This window comes from Paraburkholderia sp. BGA-UO-ETr-F12, assembly GCF_059567945.1.
In genome coordinates this window covers 118899-142056 of sequence record NZ_JCAQOZ010000032.1, presented here as the reverse complement: position 1 = coordinate 142056, position 23158 = coordinate 118899, and the positions used below count along the sequence as shown (strand labels likewise).

Annotated in this window: 16 protein-coding genes and 2 riboswitches; of the genes, 7 read left to right on the top strand and 9 right to left on the bottom strand. The window is 63.2% G+C overall.

From position 1 onward, the window contains the following. Positions 1–137: 137 nt before the first annotated feature. Positions 138–1568, top strand: coding sequence for a YeiH family protein (locus AC57B6_RS15745; RefSeq protein WP_496421678.1), 1431 nt, complete (start codon positions 138–140; stop codon positions 1566–1568). Further along, positions 1568–1813, top strand: a complete 246-nt coding sequence (locus AC57B6_RS15740; protein ID WP_178369151.1) for a hypothetical protein — start codon at positions 1568–1570, stop codon at positions 1811–1813. The genes AC57B6_RS15745 and AC57B6_RS15740 overlap by 1 nt, the downstream gene beginning before the upstream one ends. A 141-nt stretch (positions 1814–1954) precedes the next feature. On the opposite strand, the gene AC57B6_RS15735 is transcribed toward AC57B6_RS15740, so the two are convergent. Continuing rightward, positions 1955–2125, bottom strand: coding sequence for a hypothetical protein (locus AC57B6_RS15735; protein WP_167346784.1), 171 nt, complete (start codon positions 2123–2125; stop codon positions 1955–1957). A gap of 313 nt (positions 2126–2438) precedes the next feature. Here AC57B6_RS15735 and putA point away from each other — a divergent pair, with 313 nt between their 5' ends. The 4 genes from putA to AC57B6_RS15715 all read left to right on the top strand — a co-directional run bounded on the left by putA (position 2439) and on the right by AC57B6_RS15715 (position 9133). Continuing rightward, positions 2439–6380 (top strand): trifunctional transcriptional regulator/proline dehydrogenase/L-glutamate gamma-semialdehyde dehydrogenase, encoded by a 3942-nt coding sequence (gene putA, locus AC57B6_RS15730; RefSeq protein ID WP_046567330.1) that lies wholly within the window; start codon positions 2439–2441, stop codon positions 6378–6380. An 88-nt stretch (positions 6381–6468) separates the two neighbouring features. Then, positions 6469–7617, top strand: a complete 1149-nt coding sequence (locus AC57B6_RS15725) for a branched-chain amino acid ABC transporter substrate-binding protein (protein WP_028198447.1) — start codon at positions 6469–6471, stop codon at positions 7615–7617. Positions 7618–7982: 365 nt separating this feature from the next. Then, positions 7983–8678, top strand: coding sequence for an iron-containing redox enzyme family protein (locus AC57B6_RS15720; RefSeq protein WP_042276008.1), 696 nt, complete (start codon positions 7983–7985; stop codon positions 8676–8678). After that, positions 8675–9133: a cupin domain-containing protein gene (locus AC57B6_RS15715; RefSeq protein WP_028198448.1), complete on the top strand. Its 459-nt coding sequence runs from the start codon at positions 8675–8677 to the stop codon at positions 9131–9133. Before AC57B6_RS15720 ends, AC57B6_RS15715 begins: the two co-directional genes overlap by 4 nt. 134 nt (positions 9134–9267) lie before the next feature. On the opposite strand, the gene AC57B6_RS15710 is transcribed toward AC57B6_RS15715, so the two are convergent. The 8 genes from AC57B6_RS15710 to AC57B6_RS15675 all read right to left on the bottom strand — a co-directional run bounded on the left by AC57B6_RS15710 (position 9268) and on the right by AC57B6_RS15675 (position 20543). Beyond that, positions 9268–10983, bottom strand: a complete 1716-nt coding sequence (locus AC57B6_RS15710) for a thiamine pyrophosphate-binding protein (RefSeq protein WP_496421677.1) — start codon at positions 10981–10983, stop codon at positions 9268–9270. Between the two features lie 154 nt (positions 10984–11137). After that, positions 11138–12526 (bottom strand): L-serine ammonia-lyase, encoded by a 1389-nt coding sequence (locus AC57B6_RS15705; protein ID WP_028198450.1) that lies wholly within the window; start codon positions 12524–12526, stop codon positions 11138–11140. A 27-nt stretch (positions 12527–12553) separates the two neighbouring features. Beyond that, a complete protein-coding gene (locus tag AC57B6_RS15700; protein WP_216750722.1) occupies positions 12554–13684 on the bottom strand; it encodes an alginate lyase family protein in 1131 nt (376 codons plus the stop codon). 118 nt (positions 13685–13802) lie between these two features. Then, positions 13803–16739 (bottom strand): aminomethyl-transferring glycine dehydrogenase, encoded by a 2937-nt coding sequence (gcvP, locus tag AC57B6_RS15695; protein ID WP_496421676.1) that lies wholly within the window; start codon positions 16737–16739, stop codon positions 13803–13805. A 94-nt stretch (positions 16740–16833) separates the two neighbouring features. Beyond that, entirely contained in the window at positions 16834–17214 is a 381-nt protein-coding gene (gene gcvH, locus AC57B6_RS15690; RefSeq protein WP_028198453.1) for a glycine cleavage system protein GcvH, read from the bottom strand. A 62-nt stretch (positions 17215–17276) separates the two neighbouring features. Next, positions 17277–18395 (bottom strand): glycine cleavage system aminomethyltransferase GcvT, encoded by a 1119-nt coding sequence (gcvT, locus tag AC57B6_RS15685; RefSeq protein ID WP_496421675.1) that lies wholly within the window; start codon positions 18393–18395, stop codon positions 17277–17279. Positions 18396–18476: 81 nt separating this feature from the next. Next, positions 18477–18637, bottom strand: a riboswitch (glycine riboswitch). Positions 18638–18670: 33 nt separating this feature from the next. Then, positions 18671–18772, bottom strand: a riboswitch (glycine riboswitch). A 142-nt stretch (positions 18773–18914) separates the two neighbouring features. Beyond that, on the bottom strand, positions 18915–19268 hold the full coding sequence (locus AC57B6_RS15680) for a hypothetical protein (RefSeq protein ID WP_028198455.1): 354 nt from the start codon (positions 19266–19268) through the stop codon (positions 18915–18917). 225 nt (positions 19269–19493) lie between these two features. Then, the gene (locus AC57B6_RS15675) at positions 19494–20543 is read right to left on the bottom strand and encodes an oxidoreductase (RefSeq protein ID WP_030102408.1); all 1050 of its coding nucleotides are present in this window, start codon (positions 20541–20543) and stop codon (positions 19494–19496) included. 418 nt (positions 20544–20961) lie between these two features. On the opposite strand from AC57B6_RS15675, the gene AC57B6_RS15670 reads away from it, so the two are divergent. After that, positions 20962–23052 (top strand): UvrD-helicase domain-containing protein, encoded by a 2091-nt coding sequence (locus AC57B6_RS15670; RefSeq protein ID WP_496421674.1) that lies wholly within the window; start codon positions 20962–20964, stop codon positions 23050–23052. Positions 23053–23158 lie beyond the last annotated feature (106 nt).

The window sequence follows — 23158 nt, the reverse complement described above, 5'->3', positions numbered from 1 at the left end:
TTTCAGTCATATTCATAGAGCGAATGGTCGTTTCGTTTTACGCCGCCGCTCGCCTATATTTCGCCGAATCGGCGCATCGTTAAGCACAACTCCAACATTCCCGCGCCGATGTACCTCTACTCACTCGGGGCATGACGATGAGCGATACCAATCAAACGCTGCCGACCGGCGCGGCGCCCGGCAAAGATCGCAGTGGCCAAAGCGCGCACGGCGGCGGTCTGTTTTCCACCGAAGACTGGTGGGCCGTCTGGATCGGCCTGCTGGTGATCGTGATTGCCTGGGGGCTATTCGCCTCGGGCAGCAGCATCAAGTGGTTGGCGGTAGCGCCGGCCAAATGGTCGAACGTGGCGCAAGCCGCGCAGGACATCGGTAAGCGTCTGCCGGCTTATGTCGCGCTGTTCGTTGTGTTCGCCGTGCTGTTCGGCGCGAGTCTTGCCGCGTTGAAGCAGCGGATCGGCGCGTTCCTCGCGTCGTTCCTGATCCTGTTCATTGCATCGGCTTTGATCTTCACGCTGGGCGCGTGGGTCAATGCGTCGAAGTACAACCTAGAGCCGCCGCTGGTGGCGCTGGCGCTCGGCCTGCTGATCTCGAATGTCTTCACCTTGCCCGAGTGGTTCTCCGCCGGTCTGCGTGTGGAGTTTTACATCAAGGTCGGCATCGTGCTGCTCGGTGCGACGCTGCCGTTCACGTTGCTGGTTTGGGCGGGGCCGGTCGCGGTCGGCCAGGCGACCATCGTCTCGCTCGTGACATTCTTTGTGATCTTTTTTGCCGGCAAGGCGCTGGGCCTCGACCGGCGGTTCGCGGCCGTGCTCGGTGTGGGCGGCGCGGTGTGCGGTGTCTCGGCGGCGATTGCGATTGCCGGCGCCGTGCGGGCCAGGCGCGAACAGGCGTCGGTGGCGATCACGCTGGTCGTGTTGTGGGCGATCGTGATGATCTTCGTGCTGCCGTTCGCGTCGCGCTCGCTGGGACTATCGACAGCGGTCGCCGGCGCATGGATCGGCACCTCCGAATTCGCCGACGCCGCGGGCATTGCCGCCGCGCAAGCGTATGGCGACTTTGCGAAGCACGCGGGCGGTGCTATTGCGGGCGCACCCGAGGCGTCGCTGCAGGCGTTCACGCTGATGAAGGTGGTGGGCCGCGACATCTGGATCGGTATCTGGGCCTTCGTGCTGGCGATTGTCGCGACCACGCGCTGGGAATCGCAGGACAGCGGCGTCAAATCCAGGGCCAAAGTAGGCGATATCTGGGCGCGTTTCCCGAAATTCGTGATCGGCTTCGTGATCGCATCCGCTCTGGTGACGTGGATTGCCAGCCACTACTCGCTGGCCGATTACCGCAAGGTGGTCACGCCCGAATTCGTCGCGCCGATTACCGCGCTGCGCACGTGGGCGTTCACGTTCTGTTTTCTGAGCATTGGCTTGACCACGCGTTTGCGAGCGTTGTCGGCCACCGGCCTGAAACCGTTTCTGGCCTTCACGGCGGGCGTGGTCGTCAATATCGCCATCGGCTACGCGCTGTCCGCGCACGTTTTCGCACCGTACTGGAATAGCTTGGGACAGGGCTCGTAATGAGCGAGGCGGTCCGCATTGCCGGCACGGCCCACGCACGCGGCGACGCGTGCGCGCCGCGCTGTGCAAGCTGCCGGTATCGCGCCGAGGATCGGCATTCACTGGAGCAGAGCATTCCGGGCCTCACCGTGTTCAGTTCCGGGTTCGGCGCGAGCGTGGCGGACAGCCGGCTTTGCCGTTTGCACGACCAGTTCGTTTCGCCTGATGACGCCTGCGCGCAGTTCGAGCCGATCGCGCACTTCTGACGCGCGCGTCGACGTCGCCACCGGTTGAGCCCGGGGGCGCCCATTCACTGTTTGCTGCGTTAATCGAGATCCTGGTCGAGACCTCAATCGGGATCGGGACCGGCATCGCTATGGCCATGGCGAGCCGCCAGATTCAACCGCTCAATCGTTCGCCGCTGCCCGCACGTCGCCTGCCGAGGCGCGTGAGGCCGGACGCGCGCGTCCATCCGCGGCCGTGCGTTTGCCCGAACCACCCGTCGCGCCACGGATGAACAGCACCGCGCACATCGCGCACATCGCCCAGATGCCCAGTATGACCAACCACTTTTCCATTTCACCCGTCCTCTAAAACCCCGTACCGCTTTTTATGTGCGTGCCGTGAGGCCGCCGCCACCCATGATCTGTATAACGGCGCGCAGAGCAATCTGATAAGGGTAAAAGCGAAAAGAATCACGCCAGGGAAAGTACCGATCGCAACCGCGCGTGCCGCGTACGGCGCTATCCGGCGCAAACCCCCGTCATATAAGGCTTCCATGAAGGTGCAACCATGCGTGGTGCATGGTTGCACCTTTTTATTGGGAGGCGTACGATTCGCACAACTTTTAGTCTCTTGCCAGCTATTCGTCTGGTATCCGAAGAAGGAAACATGGCTAGCACCACCCTCGGCGTCAAGGTCGACGACCTCCTGCGTTCCCGGCTGAAAGATGCCGCTACTCGCCTCGAACGTACTCCGCACTGGCTGATCAAGCAGGCGATCTTCGCATACCTCGAAAAGATCGAACACGGTCAGTTACCCCCAGAACTGTCGGGCCACACGGGCTCGGCCGATCTGGCCGACGGCGCGGCGGTGGAGCACGACGAAGACAGCGCGTCGCATCCGTTCCTCGAATTCGCGCAGAACGTGCAACCGCAATCGGTGCTGCGCGCGGCGATCACCGCGGCGTACCGCCGTCCCGAGCCGGAATGCGTGCCGTTCCTGCTCGGTCAGGCGCGTCTGCCGGCCAATCTCGCGGGCGATGTGCAGGCCATGGCCGGCAAGCTGGTCGAAACGCTGCGCACGAAGAGCAAAGGCGGTGGCGTCGAAGGGCTGATCCACGAATTCTCGCTGTCGAGCCAGGAAGGCGTGGCGCTGATGTGCCTCGCCGAAGCACTGCTGCGCATCCCCGATCGCGCCACGCGCGACGCGCTGATCCGCGACAAGATCAGCAAGGGCGACTGGAAGTCGCACGTCGGTCAGGCGCCGTCGCTGTTCGTCAATGCCGCGACGTGGGGCTTGATGATCACCGGCAAGCTGGTGGGGACCAACAGCGAGGCAAGCCTCTCGTCGGCGCTCACGCGCCTGATCGGCAAGGGCGGCGAGCCGCTGATCAGGAAGGGCGTCGACATGGCGATGCGCCTGATGGGCGAACAGTTCGTCACCGGCGAGAACATCTCCGAAGCGCTGGCCAACAGCCGCAAATACGAAGCGCGCGGCTTCCGCTACTCGTATGACATGCTCGGCGAAGCGGCGACCACCGAAGCCGACGCGCAGCGCTACTACGCGTCGTACGAACAGGCGATCCACGCGATCGGCAAGGCCGCCGGCGGCCGCGGCATTTACGAAGGCCCGGGCATCTCGATCAAGCTGTCGGCGCTGCATGCACGCTATTCACGTTCGCAGCAGGAACGCACGATGAGCGAACTGCTGCCGCGCGTGCGCTCGCTGGCGATCCTCGCGCGCCGCTACGACATCGGCCTGAATATCGACGCGGAAGAAGCCGACCGCCTCGAAATCTCGCTCGACCTGCTCGAAGCCTTGTGCTTCGACCCGGAACTGGCCGGCTGGAACGGTATCGGTTTCGTGGTGCAGGCGTATCAGAAGCGCTGCCCGTTCGTGATCGAATACCTGATCGATCTGGCGCGCCGCAGCCGTCACCGCATCATGGTCCGCCTTGTGAAGGGTGCGTACTGGGATACCGAAATCAAGCGCGCGCAAGTGGATGGCCTGGAAGGCTATCCGGTGTACACGCGCAAGATCTACACGGACGTGTCGTACCTCGCCTGCGCGAAAAAGCTGCTCGGCGCACCGGACGCAGTCTATCCGCAGTTCGCCACGCACAACGCGCACACGCTGTCGGCGATCTACCACCTCGCGGGCAACAACTACTACCCTGGCCAGTACGAGTTCCAGTGCCTGCACGGCATGGGTGAACCGCTGTACGAGGAAGTCACCGGCCGCGACAAGCTGAACCGTCCGTGCCGCGTGTACGCCCCGGTCGGCACGCATGAAACGCTGCTCGCATACCTCGTGCGGCGTCTGCTGGAAAACGGCGCGAACACGTCGTTCGTGAACCGTATCGCCGACGAAAGCGTCGCGATCAAGGACCTGATCGCCGATCCGGTCGACGAAGCGTCGAAGATCGTGCCGCTCGGCGCGCCGCATGCGAAGATTCCGCTGCCGCGCAATCTGTTCGGTGCCGAGCGTCTCAATTCGATGGGTCTCGATCTGTCGAACGAACACCGCCTGGCCTCGCTATCCTCCGCGTTGCTGGCGAGCGCGCATCACCCGTGGCGCGCCGCGCCGATGCTCGAAGACAATGAGATCGCCGTCGGTGTCGCACGTGACGTGCGCAACCCGGCCGATCATCGCGACCTCGTCGGCACGGTTGTCGAAGCGACGCCGGAACACGTGAGCGCGGCATTGGCGCACGCCGTTGCCGCCGCGCCGATCTGGCAAGCCACACCGGTCGAGGCTCGCGCCGATTGCCTCGCGCGTGCCGCCGATCTGCTCGAAGCGCAGATGCACACGCTGATGGGTCTCGTCGTGCGGGAAGCCGGCAAGTCGCTGGCGAACGCCGTCGCGGAAATCCGCGAAGCGATCGACTTCCTGCGCTATTACTCGACGCAGATCCGCAACGAATTCTCCAATGACACGCACCGCCCGCTCGGCCCGGTGGTGTGTATCAGCCCGTGGAACTTCCCGCTCGCGATTTTCATGGGCCAGGTGGCGGCGGCCTTGGCGGCCGGCAACACCGTGCTCGCCAAGCCGGCGGAACAAACCCCGCTGATCGCCGCGCAAGCTGTGCGCATTCTGCGCGAAGCCGGTGTGCCGGCGGGCGCCGTGCAACTGCTGCCGGGCGACGGCGAAACGGTCGGCGCCGCATTGGTGGCCGATCCGCGCACCCGCGCGGTGATGTTCACCGGTTCGACCGAAGTCGCGCGTCTGATCAACAAGACGCTCTCGAACCGCCTCGATCCGGAAGGCAAACCGATTCCGTTGATCGCCGAAACCGGCGGTCAGAACGCGATGATCGTCGACTCGTCGGCGCTCGCCGAGCAGGTGGTCGCGGACGTGCTGCAGTCGTCGTTCGATTCCGCCGGTCAACGGTGTTCCGCGTTGCGCGTTCTTTGTCTGCAGGAAGATGTGGCGGACCGCACGCTGGAAATGCTGACCGGCGCAATGCGCGAACTGTCGGTGGGCAATCCGGATCGTCTGTCGATCGACGTCGGCCCGGTGATCGATCTCGACGCCAAACGCGGGATTGACGCGCACGTCGCGGCGATGCGCGAGAAAGGCCGCAAGGTCGAGCAACTGCCGATGCCCGAAGGCGGCGCACAAGGCACGTTTGTTCCGCCTACGCTGATCGAGCTCGACAGCATCGACGAATTGAAGCGTGAAGTGTTCGGCCCGGTGCTGCACGTGGTGCGCTACCGCCGCAGCCAGCTGGACAAGCTGCTCGAGCAGATCCGTGCAACCGGCTACGGCCTCACGCTCGGTATCCACACGCGGATCGACGAAACCATTGCTCACGTGATCAGCCGCGCGCATGTCGGCAACATCTACGTGAACCGCAACGTGATCGGCGCGGTGGTGGGGGTGCAACCGTTCGGCGGCGAAGGTTTGTCGGGCACGGGGCCGAAAGCGGGTGGCGCGCTGTATCTGCAACGTCTGCTGGCGACGCGTCCTGCGGGCTTGCCGAAGTCGCTCGCGCAGTCGTTGATCGCCGATGTACCGCAAGCGGGCCCGAACGGGGATAATCGCGGCGACAATCCGTCCGCGGCGTTGACGGCACTGCGCGACTGGCTGATCAGCGAACAGCAGCCGGTGCTGGCCGCGCGCTGCGACGGTTATCTGTCGCATATGCCGGCGGGCGCGACGGCGGTGTTGTCGGGCCCCACGGGCGAGCGCAACACGTACACGCTCGGTGCGCGCGGCACGGTGCTGTGCATCGCCGCGACGGCCAGCGGCGCGCGCGTGCAGTTCGCCGCAGCGCTGGCTACGGGAAATCGCGCGTTGTTCGAAGGCGCCGCGGGTGAACAATTGGTATCGCAATTGCCCGCCGCGTTGAAGTCCTACGCAAGCGTGAAGAAGAGTGCCGATACGCCGTTCGACGCGGTGCTGTTCGAAGGCGATAGCGACGAACTGCTCGCGCTGGTGAAGGAAGTCGCGAAACGTCCGGGGCCGATCGTTTCGGTGCAGGGCGTCGCGGCGCGCGCGCTGGAAAGCGGCGATGAAGACTACGCGCTCGAGCGTCTGTTGACGGAACGCTCGGTCAGTGTGAATACCGCGGCAGCAGGCGGCAATGCAAATTTGATGACGATCGGTTGAGCGAACCTCATTGATCCTTCAATAGAACGGAAGCGGTACGGCGACCCCGAGAAACCGCTCCATCCATACCTGGTACCAAGGAGAAGCTATGCAATACAAGATGAAACAGCTGGCAGGCGCAGCACTGGTTGCGGCAATGTCGCTGGCGGGGACGGCCAACGCTCAATCGACTGAAGACGTGAAGATCGGCTTTGCCGGTCCGATGACGGGCGCACAGGCGCACTACGGCAAAGACTTCCAGAACGGCATCACGCTGGCTGTGGAAGACATGAACGCCACCAAGCCGGTGATCGGCGGCAAGCAGGTTCGTTTCGTGCTGGATTCGGCCGACGACCAGGCTGACCCGCGCACCGGCACGACCGTTGCACAGAAGCTGGTGGACGACGGCATCAAGGGCATGCTCGGCCACTTCAACTCGGGCACCACGATTCCGGCTTCGCGCATTTACGCGAATGCGGGCATCCCCGAAATCGCCATGGCGACGGCGCCTGAGTACACGCAGCAAGGTTTCAAGACCACGTTCCGCATGATGACGTCCGACACGCAGCAAGGTTCGGTCGCCGGCGCGTTCGCGGTGAAGAGCCTGGGCGTGAAGAAGATCGCGATCGTCGACGACCGCACGGCTTACGGCCAAGGTCTGGCGGATCAGTTCGAGAAGGCTGCGAAGGCAGCGGGCGGCACGATCGTCGATCGTGAGTACACGAACGACAAGGCTGTCGACTTCAAGTCGATCCTGACCAAGCTGAAGTCGGTCAACCCGGACCTGATCTATTACGGCGGCGCGGATTCGCAAGCGGCACCGATGGTCAAGCAGATGAAGGCATTGGGCATCAAGGCGCCGCTGATGGGCGGCGAAATGGTCCACACGCCGACCTTCATCCAGATCGCGGGTGACGCGGCGAACGGCACGGTGGCGTCGCTCGCCGGCCTGCCGCTGGAAGAAATGCCGGGTGGCAAGGACTACGTCGCAAAGTACAAGAAGCGCTTCAACGAAGACGTGCAAACGTACTCGCCGTATGCCTACGACGGCGCAATGGCGATGTTCGACGCAATGAAGAAGGCTAACTCGACCGATCCGGCGAAGTATCTGCCGGTGCTCGCGAAGACGTCGATGCCGGCCGTGACGGCCGCGAACCTCGCGTACGACAGCAAGGGCGACCTGAAGAACGGCGGCATCACGCTGTACAAGGTTGTCGACGGCAAGTGGACGACGCTGCAAAGCGTGGGCGGCAAGTAAGCGGTCCCACGCGTCCCGATCCAGCGGGTGTTGCCTGGAATGTGAAGTGAAATTCCGGGCGCGCCGCGCCAGTTAAAAAAAGCCCCGCGGGTTCTGCCCGCGGGGCTTTTTTATTGGGCTTCGCGCGGCATCTTTTTACGTTCCTATTTCTCACTTGCTGATTCCGGAATATTCCTGATTAAACCGTGCGTCCTAATAGGCTGATTGCCAATTATCAATTGACCCGCATCCATTCAGAGCCAATCCAGACGGGCCTGCTATGGTGATTGAGTTCGATGTCGATTGAACTCTGTGTTGGCCAGCCACTGAATAAAAATGTTTTTCCTGCGGCGGCAACGCGGATTAATTATTCTAATGAGGAAACTATGTTTGCTATTGAAGAAGCGGTTTTTTCGACGGACGTAATCGGCGACACGCAGGAAGAATTGAAGGCGAGAATTTCGGTGCATCCTTTCCTTGCCGCGTGCCGTGCCGGAACAATCGGTCGGCCGCGACTCAACCGGCTGCTCACTCAACATGCGAAGTACGGCGAGCACTTCACCCGCTTCCTCTCGGCGCTGATGGCGAACCTGCGCTCGGGCGACGACTGCTTGCGGCTCGCCGGCAACCTGCTGGAGGAAATCGGCCTCGCGGAAGACAGTCCCACGCCGCACTCGAAGCTGTACCGTGAAATGCTCGCCGATCTCGGCGTGAATCCGGCGGACGAACCCGTTTACCCGGAGACGCAAAATCTGATCGACACCATGTACATGCTGTGCCGCCAGACCGATCCGGCGAACGGGCTGGGCGCGCTGTGCCTGGGGGCGGAAGCGATCGTTCCGGTGTTCTACGCCGATATCGTCGAGGGGTTCGTGCAGGCCGGCGTGCCGCGTGAGCGACTCGGGTTTTTTACGCTTCATATCGAGTGTGATGACGGCCATGCCGACACCATGCGCGACATCATGGCGCGGATGGTCGCCGACGATCCGGCGTCGGTGGTCACGATGGTCAGCGCGGGCGAGGCCGCGCTCAATGCGCGTCTACGCCTGTTCGACCGTCTGATGGCCGGAGGCGCGCAATGAGCGAGCGGGACCGCTTCAGTTCAGTCGATTTTCCACGCGTGCCGGCGGTGCTCGAAGCGCAGGTGCCGGACAAGGTCGTGCATCGCAACGTGCTGGGCGGCAACGACGCGGCGTTTTCAGCGGAACGTCAGCATCCCGTTGCGCTGGTGGACTTGCCGTCGCGCGTGTTGAGCATGACCATTGGCGGACTCAAGCCGGGACAGACGTCGCGCTTGCATCGGCACAATTACGAAACGCTGATTTACGTCACTGCGGGCCGTGGCTGGTCGCGCATCGGCTCGCACCGCGTCGAGTGGCAGGCCGGCGACGCGCTGTATGTGCCCGTGTGGGCGTGGCATCAGCATGGCAATACGGGCGACCAGGACGCGACCTATGTGGCGTGTGAAAACGCGCCGGTGCTGCAGAGTTTCGGGGTCGCGTTGCGCGAGGAAGCCGACGCTGAGGAGACGCGTTAGAGAGGAGACGTCGCCTGTGTGAAGAATGACGAGGCGACCTGTGCGGCAGTGGCCGTGCCGCACAAAACGATGGAAAACGCGCTGTTGCCGCAATGGCATCGGCGCGCACTCCTTTGGGCGATCGGCATGCGAGCCTACGAATCCGATGCGCGCAGTTTCCTGCCCTGCTCGCGAATCTGTTCCAACGTCGCACCTGGTGTACTCGCCTCTTGCGGCATGCGAATCTCGATCACCGCCGCGCGGTTTGCTTCCATCGAGCGCTGGAGTGCCGGCAGAAAATCTTCGGTCCGTTCCACTGTCTCGCCATGCGCGCCGAACGATTTTGCAAATGCCGCAAAGTCAGGATTCGTGAGACCGGTGCCGTGTACGCGGTTCGGATAATGCCGTTCCTGATGCATCCGGATCGTGCCGAAGTGGTTGTTGTTCACCACGATAAAAATCACGTGCAGATCGTATTGCATCGCCGTCGCAAGTTCTTGCGCCGCCATCATGAAACAACCGTCACCGGCTAATGCGACTACCGCGCGTTGTGGATAAAGCGATTTCGCCGCGATCGCCGCCGGCACGCCGTAACCCATCGCGCCGCTGGTTGGTGCAAGCTGCGAGCGGAAATGCCGATATGAAAAATGCCGATGCAACCAAGTTGCGTAGTTTCCTGCGCCGTTGGTGAGGATCGCGTCTTCCGGCAGATGCGCGCGCAACTGCTGGATCACTTCACCCATTTGCACGTCGCCGGGAATTGGGCGTGGTTTGCGCCAGTCGAGATACGCGCGATGCGCCTCATCCGCGGCGCCGCTCCATGCGAGTTTCCCGGTGGAGGGTTCGAGCGCGGCAAGCAATGCCGCCAGTTCCGGCATGCCGGAGACGATCGGCAAGTCGGCGGCATAGACCCGGCCCAATTCCTCGGCGCCTTGATGCACATGCACCAGCGTCTGCTTCGTTTTCGGGATGTCGAGTAGCGTGTAGCCGTTCGTGGTTGCTTCGCCCAAACGCGGGCCGAGCGTGAGCAGCAGGTCCGCGTCGCGGATACGTTGAGCAAGCGCCGGATTGATACCGAGGCCGACATCGCCCGCATAGTTCGGATGCTCGTTGTCGAGCGTGTCCTGGAAGCGGAACGCGAGGCCAATCGGCAATTGCCAATTCTCGACGAAGCGCCGCAGGTCGGCACATGCGTCAGGCGTCCAACCGCTGCCGCCGGCAACGACCATCGGGCGTTGCGCGCCTTCCAGCAAGCGACGCAACTCGTCCATCTGAGCCGCGGACGGCGAGGCTGCCACACGCTTGTAACTGGGCGCGCCAGCCACTGCTTCGCATGCGTCGCTCAACACGTCTTCCGGCAACGACAACACGACTGGCCCCGGGCGCCCCGACGTCGCGGTGTGAAACGCGTGGCTCAGATATTCGGGAATCCGCTTCGGATCGTCGATTTGCGCGACCCATTTGGCTATCTGCCCAAACATGCGCCGATAGTCGATTTCCTGAAAAGCCTCGCGGTCGAGATGTTCGCGCGCGCATTGGCCGATCAGCAGGATCATCGGCGTGGAGTCCTGAAACGCGGTGTGCACGCCGATCGAGGCATGCGTTGCGCCCGGTCCGCGCGTGACGATCGCGACGCCGGGGCGTCCGGTCAATTTGCCGACTGCTTCGGCCATGTTCGCGGCCGCCGCTTCATGCCGGCAGACGATGGTCTGGATGCGATCTGTTTCGTCGTGCAGCGAATCGAGCACCGCGAGAAAGCTCTCGCCGGGAACACAAAAAACACGCTCGACGCCATGCGTCAGCAAGGCGTCGACGACGAGACGCGCGCCGGTGGTTTGGATAGTGGAAGAAGATTCAGAAGCAAGCGGCATTGCGATGAAGCCTCCAGGCGTGACGATGGGTGAGATCGGTGCAGGCGAGTGCTTACCGCATCGGGTTGTCTATCAACGCCGATGGGCGCACCGACAGCTTACGCCGAGCGCGTGTCCGATGTCACGGCGCAGCGCAACCGCATGCCCCGCTGCGTCAGCACTCGACAATATTCACCGCCAACCCACCGCGCGACGTTTCCTTGTACTTCGTCTTCATATCGGCGCCCGTCTGCATCATCGTCTTGATTACGGAGTCGAGCGACACATAATGCGTGCCGTCACCGCGCAGTGCCATGCGTGCGGCATTCACGGCTTTCACCGAGCCCATCGCATTGCGCTCGATACACGGAATCTGCACCATGCCGCCGACCGGATCGCACGTCAGCCCGAGGTTATGCTCCATGCCGATTTCGGCCGCATTCTCGACTTGCTCCGGCGTCCCGCCCATCACTGCTGCGAGCCCACCGGCGGCCATCGAGCAGGCCACGCCCACCTCGCCCTGGCAGCCTACTTCCGCGCCGGAAATCGACGCGTTCAGCTTGTACAGAATGCCGATTGCGGCCGCCGTCATCAGGAAGTCGATCACGCCCTGCTCGTTCGAACCCGGCATGAAGCGCGTGTAGTAATGCAGCACCGCCGGAATGATGCCGGCCGCGCCGTTGGTCGGCGCCGTCACCACGCGGCCGCCCGCGGCGTTTTCTTCATTCACGGCGATGGCGTAGAGATTGATCCAGTCGACCATCGACAGCGGATCGCGCAGCGCCAGCTCAGGATGACCCGCCAACGCGCGATACAACTGCGGCGCCCGGCGCTTGACCTGGAACGGACCGGGCAAATTGCCGTCCGCATCGGGATTGTTGATGCCGCAACCACGCGACACGCACGACTGCATCACACCCCAGATCTTCAGCAGGCCCGCGCGCGTCTCTTCTTCCGTATGCCAGACACGCTCGTTGTCCCACATCAATTGCGCGATGCTCTTGCCGGTCGATTTGCATAACGCGAGCAGTTCGCTGCCGCTGCGAAACGAATGCGGCAACTGCTCGACGGCGCTCAGCACCTTCGTGTTCGGCGCGCCTGCCGTCACCACAAAACCACCGCCCACCGACAAATATGTCGATTCGCGCAGCGTCTCGCCCTGCGCGTCGAGCGCGCGCAGTTTCAGGCCGTTCGGATGCTCGGCCAGCGCCTGGCGATAAAACGAAATGTGATCTTTTTGCACGAACGGCACGTCGTGCGTGCCGAGCAAGGCGAGCTTGCGCGATGTCTTCACCGCTTCGAGCCGTTGCGCGATGGTGTCGGGATCGACTGTGTCGGGAGCGTCGCCCATCAGGCCGAGCATCACGCCGCGATCGGTGCCGTGCCCCTTGCCCGTCGCGCCGAGCGATCCGTACAGGTCCACCTTCACCGAGGCAGTCGCCGCCAGCAGCCCGTCGCGTTCGAGCCCTTGCGCGAACATCAGCGCCGCGCGCATCGGCCCGACCGTATGCGAACTGGACGGACCAATGCCGATTTTGAAGAGATCAAACACGCTGACTGCCATTTACTGCTCCTGCTGATAAAAGTAAGGTTAGCGCGCCGGCAGCGGTAAGCACACGGCGAGCCACGCGGGCGGCGTCGGTGCGAGCTGCAGCGCGATCGGCGTATAGCGTCCGTCCAGACGCGCCGCCAGGTGATACAACTCCGTCGCGTTTTTCGGATCCCATTGGCCCGAATAGCCGGGCAATCCGGCTTCGCGACGTTTGGCATCGAACGGAACGCTCGAATGCACGAATTCTTCATGCGTCTTGCTGCCGTCCGCATACGGCGTGAGCCAGTTCAGCGCGGCAGCCAGCGACGCGCCATTTGCGCCCTTCTCCGGCAACCAGTTGCGGTTGTGGCGGCGCGCGGCAAGTGCCGCGGTCACGAGCGGCTGCAGGTCGTACGTGACGTAGTGCAGTGCGTCGCGCTCGGTGAAGTCCACGGTCGAGCCGTCCGGTGCGATGTTGTCGCCGATGTGCTCGTCGAACAGGCGCTGCGCCGCGTTGATCATCTTGCGGTTGTCCAGCGTGAACGCGGCCATCGCGATCAGTTTGACCCGGTGGCTTTGCCAGTTGTTGCGGAACGTGCCCTTGAGCGGCCGCGGCTGAGCGTCGATTTGCGCGATGTAGCCGTTCGCAAGCTTCGTCAGGAACGCCATTGATGCATTGCGCGTTTTCACCGGCAACGCGCTCGCGGTCATGTCGTAGGCGAGGATCAGGCCTTCAAAATGGGTTTCGTCGATCGGATTGAAACTGGGTTGATAAGTCGTGACCCACGCATACAGCAAGCGGTCGACCAGTTTCAGATAACGGTCGTCACTGGTCGCGCGCCAGGCGAGCGCGGCGTCGCGCAGCAGATCCAGATCCTTCTCCGCCTCGACGCTTTGATCGTAGATGCCTTCGTGTGGCAGCGTGCCTTCGGTATGCAGTTTCGCCACCGCATGCGGCGGGTCGTTCAGATGTGCCTGCACATTGCTCACCAGCGCCTTGACGCCCGGATCGGCGTTCGTGCGCTCACTGGTTTGCAACGCGGGGGCTGCACAAAAATTCATCGCGGCCTGCGCCTGCCGCAGCGGCAGCAGCACCGCCGCGCTCGCCAGCAGCAAGGTGCAAGCCTGTTGCCATGTCTGGGCTCGCGTTGCTTCGGTCCGGCTTTGCATCAATCGCACCTTTCGCGCCATGCGAAACTCCTCGTTAGGCTGATTCGGTGTGAGATGTTAGCCGTTTGCGGACCCAAGCGACAGAACCGCGCAACGCCTGCTTACAACCTTCAGGGCGATGCGCGGTTGGCGGACACGCTTACTCGTAGTCGGCGATCGGCACGCAGGAGCAGAACAGATTGCGGTCGCCATACACGTTGTCCGCCCGGCCGACCGGCGGCCAGTACTTCTTCGCGATCAGTGTAGGCAGCGGGTACGCGGCGGTTTCGCGCGCATACGCATGCTTCCATTCGTTGGCAATCACCACCGCTGCCGTGTGCGGCGCGTGCTTGAGCGGATTGTCTTCACGGTCCGAGCGGCCTTCCTCGACGGCGCGAATTTCATCGCGGATCGCGATCATCGCTTCGATGAAGCGGTCGAGTTCCTCTTTCGATTCCGATTCGGTCGGCTCGACCATCAGCGTGCCCGGCACCGGGAAGCTCATGGTCGGTGCGTGGAAGCCGTAGTCGGCGAGACGCTTGGCGACGTCGTCGACGGTGATGCCGCTGGTTTCCTTGATCGGACGCAGATCGAGAATGCACTCGTGCGCGACCAGTCCGCCCGGGCCCGAATACAGCACCGGATAATGCGGCGCGAGTTTTTTCGCGACGTAGTTCGCGTTCAGGATTGCGGTTTCGGTGGCTGCGGTGAGGTTCTTCGCGCCCATCATCGCGATGTACATCCACGAAATCGGCAGGATCGATGCGGAACCGTACGGTGCGCCCGACACCGCGCCGATACCGTTCGGCGCGCGCTCGTAGCCCGTTGCAATCTGATTGGGCAGGAATTGCGCGAGATGCGCGCCGACCGCGACCGGGCCGACGCCCGGGCCGCCGCCGCCGTGCGGAATACAGAAGGTCTTGTGCAGATTCAGGTGCGAGACGTCGCCGCCGAACTGGCCCGGCGCGCACAGGCCGACCATCGCGTTCATATTCGCGCCATCCACGTAGACCTGGCCGCCGTGCGCATGCACGATCTCGCAGATTTCGCGAACGTTCGCCTCGAACACGCCGTGCGTGGACGGATACGTGATCATGATCGCCGCGAGCTTGTCGGCGTGTTGGTCGGCTTTCTTCTTCAGGTCTTCGATATCGACGTTGCCTTGCGCGTCGCAAGCCACCACGACCACCTGCATGCCCGCCATTTGCGCCGACGCCGGATTCGTGCCGTGCGCCGAAGCAGGAATCAGACAGACGTTGCGATGCGCTTCGCCGCGCGATGCGTGGTAAGCGTGGATGATCAGCAGGCCCGCGTACTCGCCTTGCGAGCCGGCGTTCGGTTGCAGCGACACTGCCGCGTAACCTGTTGCCGCAACCAGCATTTCTTCGAGCTGGTCGATCATTTCGCGGTAGCCGACGGTTTGTTCAGCCGGTGCGAACGGATGGATCTGGCCGAATTCGGGCCACGTGACTGGCAGCATTTCCGAGGTGGCGTTCAGCTTCATCGTGCATGAGCCGAGTGGAATCATCGAGCGGTCGAGCGCGAGATCCTTGTCCGACAGGCTGCGCAGATAGCGCAGCATTTCCGTTTCAGAATGATGACGGTTGAACACGTGGTGCGTGAGGTACGCGCTGGTGCGCTCCAGCGCGGCCGGCACCGACGCGGTGTTCGACGCGGCGATGGCGGCGTCGAGCGCATCGACTTGCGGCACGTCTTGCGCGCCCGCGGCTTCCGCGAACGCGGCAAGCAGGTCGGCCAGATCGTGGCGCGTCGTGGTTTCGTCGACCGACAGGCCGACTTGCGTGTCGCTCACGCGGCGCAGGTTGATGCGCCGGGCTTTGGCGGCGTCGTGCAGCGCCTGGGTGCGCGCGCCGCTTTCGAACGTCAGCGTGTCGAAGAAGGTTTCGTTGACCAGCGTGTAGCCGAGCTGCTTCGCGCCTTCGGCGAGCAATGCGGCGATGCGGTTCACCCGCAGTGCGATCGTTTTCAGACCGTGCGGGCCGTGATAAACCGCGTACATGCTGGCCATGATCGCGAGCAACGCTTGCGCGGTGCACACGTTCGAGGTCGCTTTTTCGCGGCGGATATGTTGTTCACGCGTTTGCAGCGCGAGACGCAATGCCGGATTGCCTTGCGCGTCGACCGTCACGCCGACGAGACGGCCCGGCATCTGGCGCTTGAATTCGTCGCGTACGGCGAGGTAAGCCGCGTGCGGGCCGCCGAAACCGACCGGCACGCCGAAACGCTGTGTGTTGCCGACGGCTACGTCCGCGCCCCACTCACCCGGCGGCGTCAGAACGGTCAGCGCGAGCAGATCGGCGGCGACCACCACGTGGCCGCCCGCTGCGTGGATCGCGTCAGCGAGTGCGCGGTAGTCGCACACGTCGCCGTTGACGCCTGGATATTGCAGCAGCACGCCGAACGCATTCGCGTTCGCGGCGTCCGCGGCCGGGCCCACTTTCACTTCGATGCCGACCGGCGTGGCGCGTGTTTTCACCACTTCGATGGTTTGCGGCAGCACATCGTCGGCGACATAAAACACGTTCGACTTCGGCTTGCCGACGCGTTGCAGCAGCGTCATCGCTTCGGCCGCGGCGGTCGCTTCATCGAGCAGCGACGCGTTCGAAATCGCCAGACCCGTCAGGTCGACGATCATCTGCTGGAAGTTCAGCAGCGCTTCCAGACGACCCTGCGAGATTTCCGGCTGGTACGGCGTATACGCGGTGTACCACGCCGGGTTTTCGAGCACGTTACGCAGGATCACCGCCGGCGTGTGCGCGTTGTAATAGCCTTGCCCGATGTATGAGCGGAACACCTGGTTCTTGTCTGCCAGCTCGCGCAGCGCGGCGAGCGCTTCCGCTTCGCTCTTCGGTTGCACGAAGGGGCCGAGCGGTAGCGTTTCGGCCCGGCGGATCGTCTTCGGAATCACGGCGTCGATCAGCGCGGCGCGCGACGCGAAGCCGAGGGCTTCGAGCATGGCCTGCTGGTCGGCCGAATCCGGGCCGATGTGCCGTTCTGCGAAGGCGTCATGCACTTCGAGCGCGGCGAGCGAGAGAGGAGTGCGGTTCATCAGACGATCCGGGTGTTCGAGCTTCATGAGGTGTTCCTGCCGGTGCGGGCGTCCGTTCGACGGTTGAATCGGACGCGCCGCGCCTGTCGGGTTTAAACGTAAAGGTGCAACGTACGGTGAATCAGGCGCCGATCGACTTCGAGTAAGCATCCGCGTCGATCAGGCGGTCCAGCGATGCGCCCGCAGCCGGCTTGATCTTGAAGAGCCAGTTTTCGTACGGCGCGCTGTTGACGCCATCCGGCGTATCGGCAACCGCCGGGTTCGCTTCGATGATTTCGCCCGCGACCGGTGCGTAAATATCGGAGGCGGCTTTCACTGACTCGATCACGGCGACGGTGTCGCCGGCGTCAACGGTCTTGCCCAGTTCCTGGACTTCGAAGAAGACGATGTCGCCGAGCGCTTCCTGCGCGTGGTCGGTAATGCCGACCGTCAGCGTGCCGTCCGCTTCGGTGCGGACCCACTCGTGCGATTCGGTGTATTTCAGATCGGCCGGGATGCTCATCGGATGCTCCTATGCGGTGTGATTTGGTGGTGTTTCAAAGTGGTGACGCACGCGCCGGCTGCTTAAACCGCGAGCACCTTGCCGTTGCGCACGAACGGCAGTTTTACCACGCTTGCAGGGACGTTTTTGTCACGAATCTGAACGTGAACGGTGTCGCCCGGCTGCACGCCCTTCGGCACGCGCGCAAAGGCGATCGATTCCTGCATCGTGGGGGAAAACGTACCGCTGGTGATTTCGCCCTCGCCATGCGGCGTGACGACGTTCTGATGAGCACGCAGCACGCCTGCCGCCTTGCCGTTTTCCTTCAGCAGGATCAGTCCGACGAACGCGGCTTGCGAGCCGTCGGCTTCCAGCTTGCTCCGGCCGACGAAGTCGCGCGGCGAGCTCAGATCGACGGTCCAGGCGAGGCCGGCGTCGAGCGGCGAGACGTTGTCGTCCATATCCTGGCCGTACAGATTCATACCGGCTTCGAGGCGCAGCGTGTCGCGCGCGCCGAGGCCGGCGGGGCGCACGCCCTGACGCGCCAAGGCGTCCCAAAACTCGCAGACGGACGTGGCGGGCAGGACGATTTCAAAGCCGTCTTCGCCGGTGTAGCCGGTGCGGGCGATCATCAATTCGCCAAACGGCGTGTTGTCGACGATCGCAGCGTTAAACGGCTTGAGGAGTTCGGTCGCGGTGCGGCTGGACGGCGCGACTTGCCAGACCTTGTGGCGCGCATTCGGGCCCTGCACGGCGACGATCGCCAGATCGCGGCGCGGTGTAATGGTCAGACCGTAGCCGCCTTCGGCGTTGAGCTTGTTGAACCAGGCGACGTCTTTTTCGGCGGTGCCGGCGTTGACGACCAGCCGGAAGTGCGTCTCGCTGAAGTAATAGACGATCAGATCGTCGATCACGCCACCATTCGGGTTGAGCAGACAGGAGTAGAGCGCGCGGCCCGGCGTTTGCAGCTTGGCGACGTTATTGGCCAGCGCGTATTCGAAGAAGGCGCGTACGCGCTCACCGGTGAAATCGACGACGCACATGTGCGAGACGTCGAACATGCCGGCGTCGGTACGCACGGCGCGGTGTTCGTCGATCTGCGAGCCGTAATTGACGGGCATGTCCCAGCCGCCGAAATCGACCATGCGGGCGTTGAGCGCACGATGGGTGGCGTTGAGCGGGGTGTGTTTAAGTTCGGTCATGGGGCCTCGGGCGTCTCGCGAAACAAAAAGGCCATGCGGCGCTACGCCTCGCGGCCTGCCGGCTGCGAGCGGTTTGCGTTGCATGACCCCTCTGTCCTCGATACCTGAGAGATTGCGCTGCCGTGCGATGTGAAGCCGTGATCGCTACGGTGAAACGCGCGCCCCTTCGGTGGGCAGCTTGCCGGAATCCGCACCGCTATAAACGATGCAGACGGCTACTGCCGCTCTCCAGAGTGCGAAAAACCGATGTCTCGATGCTGCATTGACGCGGGTTTTTCGACGCGGCCGGTCCTTTTGCCTGAGAGTTTGTGGGTGTGCCCCTTCGGCGGCGCGGCCTGCGAATTTCTGCGGCCAGCACGCTCTCCCGACGCGTGCGGCGAATGTACGCGAGGGCCGGGGGCTTGTCAAATAAAGGCCCGCAACGGGCACGGGGGACGGCCCTGCGGGTTCGTCGAGGTCAAAAAAAAGCGCGGGACGCAATGCCCGCGCTTCTTTGCTTCAGTGCCTGAACCGGCGCGATTATTCGCCGATGGCGTGTGCCGCGTTGTCCAGTTCCTGGTTCAGCACGCGCTGCTCGTCGCTGGACAGACCACCGCCGTGTTGCGCCGCCATATCGTGCGCTTCCTGGCGGATCACGTCGAGACGGTGGTGCAATGCGCCGCCTTGCGGGGGCGGGTAATAGCCTTGGTTGACGTGAGCGTCAATGCGACGGCTCAGGTTGTCGATGCGGCCATTGACTTGATGGAGGCGCTCATCCGCGATCTGCTGCGGGTTGGGGCGCGGCGCCGGCGCGGGTTGCTGGGGCGCCACCACGCAGGCGGCGAGAGAGCTGAGCAATGCGCATGCTGCTACTGCGCGGGCGATACGGGGCATGGACTCTCCAGAAGTCGTTGTCGTTTTGTGTTGGTGCTACTGGGGTAGCAACGGATTGCCGGCGATTTACGCTGACCGCGAAGAAAGGGTTATTTGTAACGTTATGTTCCTTTCGGGATTGACAGGTGTGTTGCGCCGGACGGCGGCGGTGTTCGCGTGCCACCGCCGGACAATCCGAAAGGCAGGCAAGTGCCTTGTAAGTGCCCTGTAACGTACGCAAAAAACTCAGCGAATACGCTCGAACGGCAGCCGGACTCCCTCTTCCGAACTCCGGGCAGCAAGCTCGATGATCGTCATCACGTCGACTGCGTCCTGAGCGCTGACTGGAAATTTCACGCCATTCTGGATGGCATCCGCCAAAGCAATATAGAAACCGACGTAATCCCCATTGCGCGTAGGCACCTCCCGCTCCACTTCCTGACCGCCTTCGAGCACGCGCAGTACGCCCGCCGCATTGCCGGCACCGAATCCCTCGTCGCCAGGCCGCAGGCCTGCTTTCAACTGATCTTCCTGCGTGTCGAGACCGTACTTCACGTAGCTTCCCTGCGTGCCGTGAATCGTGAACCTCGGCGCAGCCAGAGCGGTCAACGCGCTGGCATGCAGTACCACCTCGAACTCACCGTATCCAAGTTGAATATGCACATAGTCGGGCGCGCTGGCCTGGTCGCGGTGCGTGCGAACCGTCGCGAACACGGTCTGCGGCGCGCCGAACAATGCCAATGCCTGATCGATCAGGTGCGGGCCGAGATCGAACAGCAAGCCGCCGCCGCGCGACGCTTCCTCGCGCCAACGCTGCTTGACTTCCGGGCGGAAGCGGTCGAAATGCGATTCGTATTGCGTGATGCGCCCTAATTCCCTGCTGGCCAGCAGATCACGGACGGTCAGAAAATCACCGTCCCAGCGGCGGTTATGAAAGGGCACGAAGCGCTTGCTGCGGGCGAGTGCGATGTTGGCGAGCGTATGGGCATCCGCCGCGCTTAGCGTGACCGGCTTGTCGACCACCACGTGCTTGCCCGCTTCCAGCGTGCGGCGCGCCAGGTCGAAATGCGTGTCATTGGGCGTCGCGATGACGATACAGTCGATTTCGTCGAGCGCCAGCAGGGCGTCGAGATCGGCCACCACCTTTGCGTGCGGGTAATCGGCCTGTGCTCGCTCGGGGTGGCTCGTCGCGATGGCCGCGACGCTCGCCCGCCCGCAGTGCTCGATTACCGGCGCATGAAAGGTCGCGCCAGCAAAACCGTAACCCATCAATCCAATCTTCAGCGATGCGGACATGCGTGTCTTCCTGCAGAAACGGCGCGCCGTTTTGCCACCGCGGCGACGGCGCGCAACACTGTAATTGTGGCATGTCTCGAAGACGGACTGTCAGCGTTGCCGCAGGCCCCTGTCAGGGATATCTGTCATCAGGCTGTTCAAGCCAGGCCTCGGCATGGCGTTGGGGTCGCCATCCCGCCGCCACCCGGCCGTCGGACGCAGCGCGCTGGTTTTGCTCGTCCATTTCCAGTCTGTCACGTTCATCCGCGTCATTTATCCGTGTTAACATCGCTGCTCTCGCGCGCAGGCGCGGCGAGCCGGAACCCCGCGGCACAAGCGGCGCCGTTCCAGCCGCCGGCCCCGCGCAGCATGCCCCCGGGCCTTCGGTCTCGCGATTCCGCACCTAAGCGCCCTCAACCGCATTACCCATCCACAGACGATGTCCGCAGGCCTGAACCCCGCTCAAAATGAAGCGGTCCGTTATCTTGACGGTCCGTGTCTCGTGCTCGCCGGCGCCGGCAGCGGCAAGACGCGCGTGATCACGCAGAAAATCGCGCACCTGATCGAGGCCAAGGGCTTCGAGCCGCGCCATATCGCCGCCGTCACGTTCACGAACAAGGCCGCGTTGGAAATGCGCGAGCGCGTGGGCAAGCTGCTCGAGGGCAAGACGCTCACCACGCCCGGCAAGGAAGGCCGCAAAGTGCCCGTCAACCAGTTGACGGTCTGTACCTTCCACTCGCTCGGCGTGCAGATTCTGCGGCAGGAAGCGGAACACGTCGGTTTGAAGCCGCAGTTCTCGATCATGGATTCGGACGATTGCTTCGGCATGATTCAGGAGCAGGTCGGCTCGACGGACAAGGGCTTCATCCGCAAGATCCAGTCGATCATTTCGCTGTGGAAGAACGGCATGATCATGCCGGAGCAGGCGATCGCGATTGCCGCGAATGAAGATGAACACCAGGCCGCGATCGTCTACCGCAATTACGTGGCGACGCTGCATGCGTATCAGGCGGTCGACTTCGACGACCTGATCCGTCTGCCCGCCGAACTCTTCGAAAAGAACGAGCAGGTGCGCGACCGCTGGCAGAACAAGCTGCGCTATCTATTGATCGACGAGTATCAGGACACCAATGCGTGTCAGTACGAACTGGTGAAACTGCTGGCCGGCAGGCGCGCGGCGTTCACGGCGGTCGGCGACGACGATCAGGCGATTTACGGCTGGCGCGGCGCGACGCTCGAAAATCTCGGTCAGCTCAGCAAGGATTTTCCGAAGCTGCATCTGATCAAGCTCGAGCAGAACTACCGCTCGACGGTACGTATTCTCACCGCCGCGAACAACGTGATCGCGAACAATCCGAAGCTGTTCGAAAAGAAGCTGTGGTCCGAACACGGCATGGGCGACACGATCACCGTCACGGCTTGCAACGACGAAGAGCACGAGGCCGAATCTGTGGTGTTTCGCCTGTCCGCGCACAAGTTCGAGCGGCGTGCGAATTTTCGCGACTACGCGATCCTGTATCGCGGCAACTTTCAGGCGCGTATCTTCGAACAGGTGCTGCGTCGTGAACGGATTCCGTATGTGCTGTCGGGCGGGCAGTCGTTTTTCGACAAAGCCGAGATCAAGGACATCTGCGCGTATTTGCGCCTGATCGCCAACGCAAACGACGACCCCGCGTTCATCCGCGCGATCACCACGCCGCGCCGCGGTGTCGGCAATACGACGCTCGAAGCGCTCGGCTCGTTTGCGGGTCAGGCAAAAGTGTCGCTATTCGAAGCGGTTTATATGGGCGGCATTGAAGCCCGCTTGTCGCCGCGTCAGATCGAACCGATGCGCGTGTTCTGCGACTTCATGCAGCGGCTCACCGACCGCGCCGAGAAGGATGCGGCCGGCCCGCTGCTCGACGAGCTGATGGACGCGATCCACTACGAAGCCTATCTGTACGACGCGTTCGACGAACGTCAGGCGCAGTCCAAGTGGCAGAACGTGCTCGAGTTCATGGAGTGGTTGAAGCGCAAAGGCACCAAGGCCGAGCCGGAGGGTTCGGAAAACAGTGAGGCTACCGGCTACGACACGGCCGACGGCCTCGGCGACACCGGCAAGAATCTGCTCGGCCTGATCCAGACCGTCGCGCTGATGTCGATGCTCGAAGGCCGCGAAGAAGATCCGGACGCGGTGCGGCTTTCGACCGTGCACGCGTCGAAGGGGCTGGAGTATCCGCACGTGTTTCTGGTGGGTGTCGAAGAAGGCATCATGCCGCACCGTGGTGGCCCGGACGACGAGCCGATCGACGACGCGCGCATCGAGGAAGAGCGGCGTTTGATGTACGTCGCGATCACACGGGCGCAGCGCAGTCTGCATCTGAACTGGTGCAAGAAGCGTAAGCGGGCGCGCGAAACCGTGGTGTGCGAGCCGTCGCGCTTTATCCCCGAGATGCTGCTCGACGATGCACCGCCACCGACGCCGGAAGAGGCGCCGATGTCGCCGAAAGACCGGCTCGCGAGTTTGAAGGCGCTGTTGCAGAAGCCGTGAAGTAAGACCTTGCGGGCGGCGGGTGCATCCGCGGTTTTCCGCGCAGGCACGCTACAGTGGTGCGGCCCGCTGACTCGATGTCGGCCGGATGTCGAGCGGGTGCCAA

Coding starts and splice junctions, on each gene's coding strand:
- AC57B6_RS15745 (WP_496421678.1), top strand. CDS start 138: ATGAGCGATACCAATCAAACGCTGCCGACCGGCGCGGCGCCCGGCAAA.
- AC57B6_RS15740 (WP_178369151.1), top strand. CDS start 1,568: ATGAGCGAGGCGGTCCGCATTGCCGGCACGGCCCACGCACGCGGCGAC.
- AC57B6_RS15735 (WP_167346784.1), bottom strand. CDS start 2,125: ATGGAAAAGTGGTTGGTCATACTGGGCATCTGGGCGATGTGCGCGATG.
- putA (WP_046567330.1), top strand. CDS start 2,439: ATGGCTAGCACCACCCTCGGCGTCAAGGTCGACGACCTCCTGCGTTCC.
- AC57B6_RS15725 (WP_028198447.1), top strand. CDS start 6,469: ATGCAATACAAGATGAAACAGCTGGCAGGCGCAGCACTGGTTGCGGCA.
- AC57B6_RS15720 (WP_042276008.1), top strand. CDS start 7,983: ATGTTTGCTATTGAAGAAGCGGTTTTTTCGACGGACGTAATCGGCGAC.
- AC57B6_RS15715 (WP_028198448.1), top strand. CDS start 8,675: ATGAGCGAGCGGGACCGCTTCAGTTCAGTCGATTTTCCACGCGTGCCG.
- AC57B6_RS15710 (WP_496421677.1), bottom strand. CDS start 10,983: ATGCCGCTTGCTTCTGAATCTTCTTCCACTATCCAAACCACCGGCGCG.
- AC57B6_RS15705 (WP_028198450.1), bottom strand. CDS start 12,526: ATGGCAGTCAGCGTGTTTGATCTCTTCAAAATCGGCATTGGTCCGTCC.
- AC57B6_RS15700 (WP_216750722.1), bottom strand. CDS start 13,684: ATGGCGCGAAAGGTGCGATTGATGCAAAGCCGGACCGAAGCAACGCGA.
- gcvP (WP_496421676.1), bottom strand. CDS start 16,739: ATGAAGCTCGAACACCCGGATCGTCTGATGAACCGCACTCCTCTCTCG.
- gcvH (WP_028198453.1), bottom strand. CDS start 17,214: ATGAGCATCCCGGCCGATCTGAAATACACCGAATCGCACGAGTGGGTC.
- gcvT (WP_496421675.1), bottom strand. CDS start 18,395: ATGACCGAACTTAAACACACCCCGCTCAACGCCACCCATCGTGCGCTC.
- AC57B6_RS15680 (WP_028198455.1), bottom strand. CDS start 19,268: ATGCCCCGTATCGCCCGCGCAGTAGCAGCATGCGCATTGCTCAGCTCT.
- AC57B6_RS15675 (WP_030102408.1), bottom strand. CDS start 20,543: ATGTCCGCATCGCTGAAGATTGGATTGATGGGTTACGGTTTTGCTGGC.
- AC57B6_RS15670 (WP_496421674.1), top strand. CDS start 20,962: ATGTCCGCAGGCCTGAACCCCGCTCAAAATGAAGCGGTCCGTTATCTT.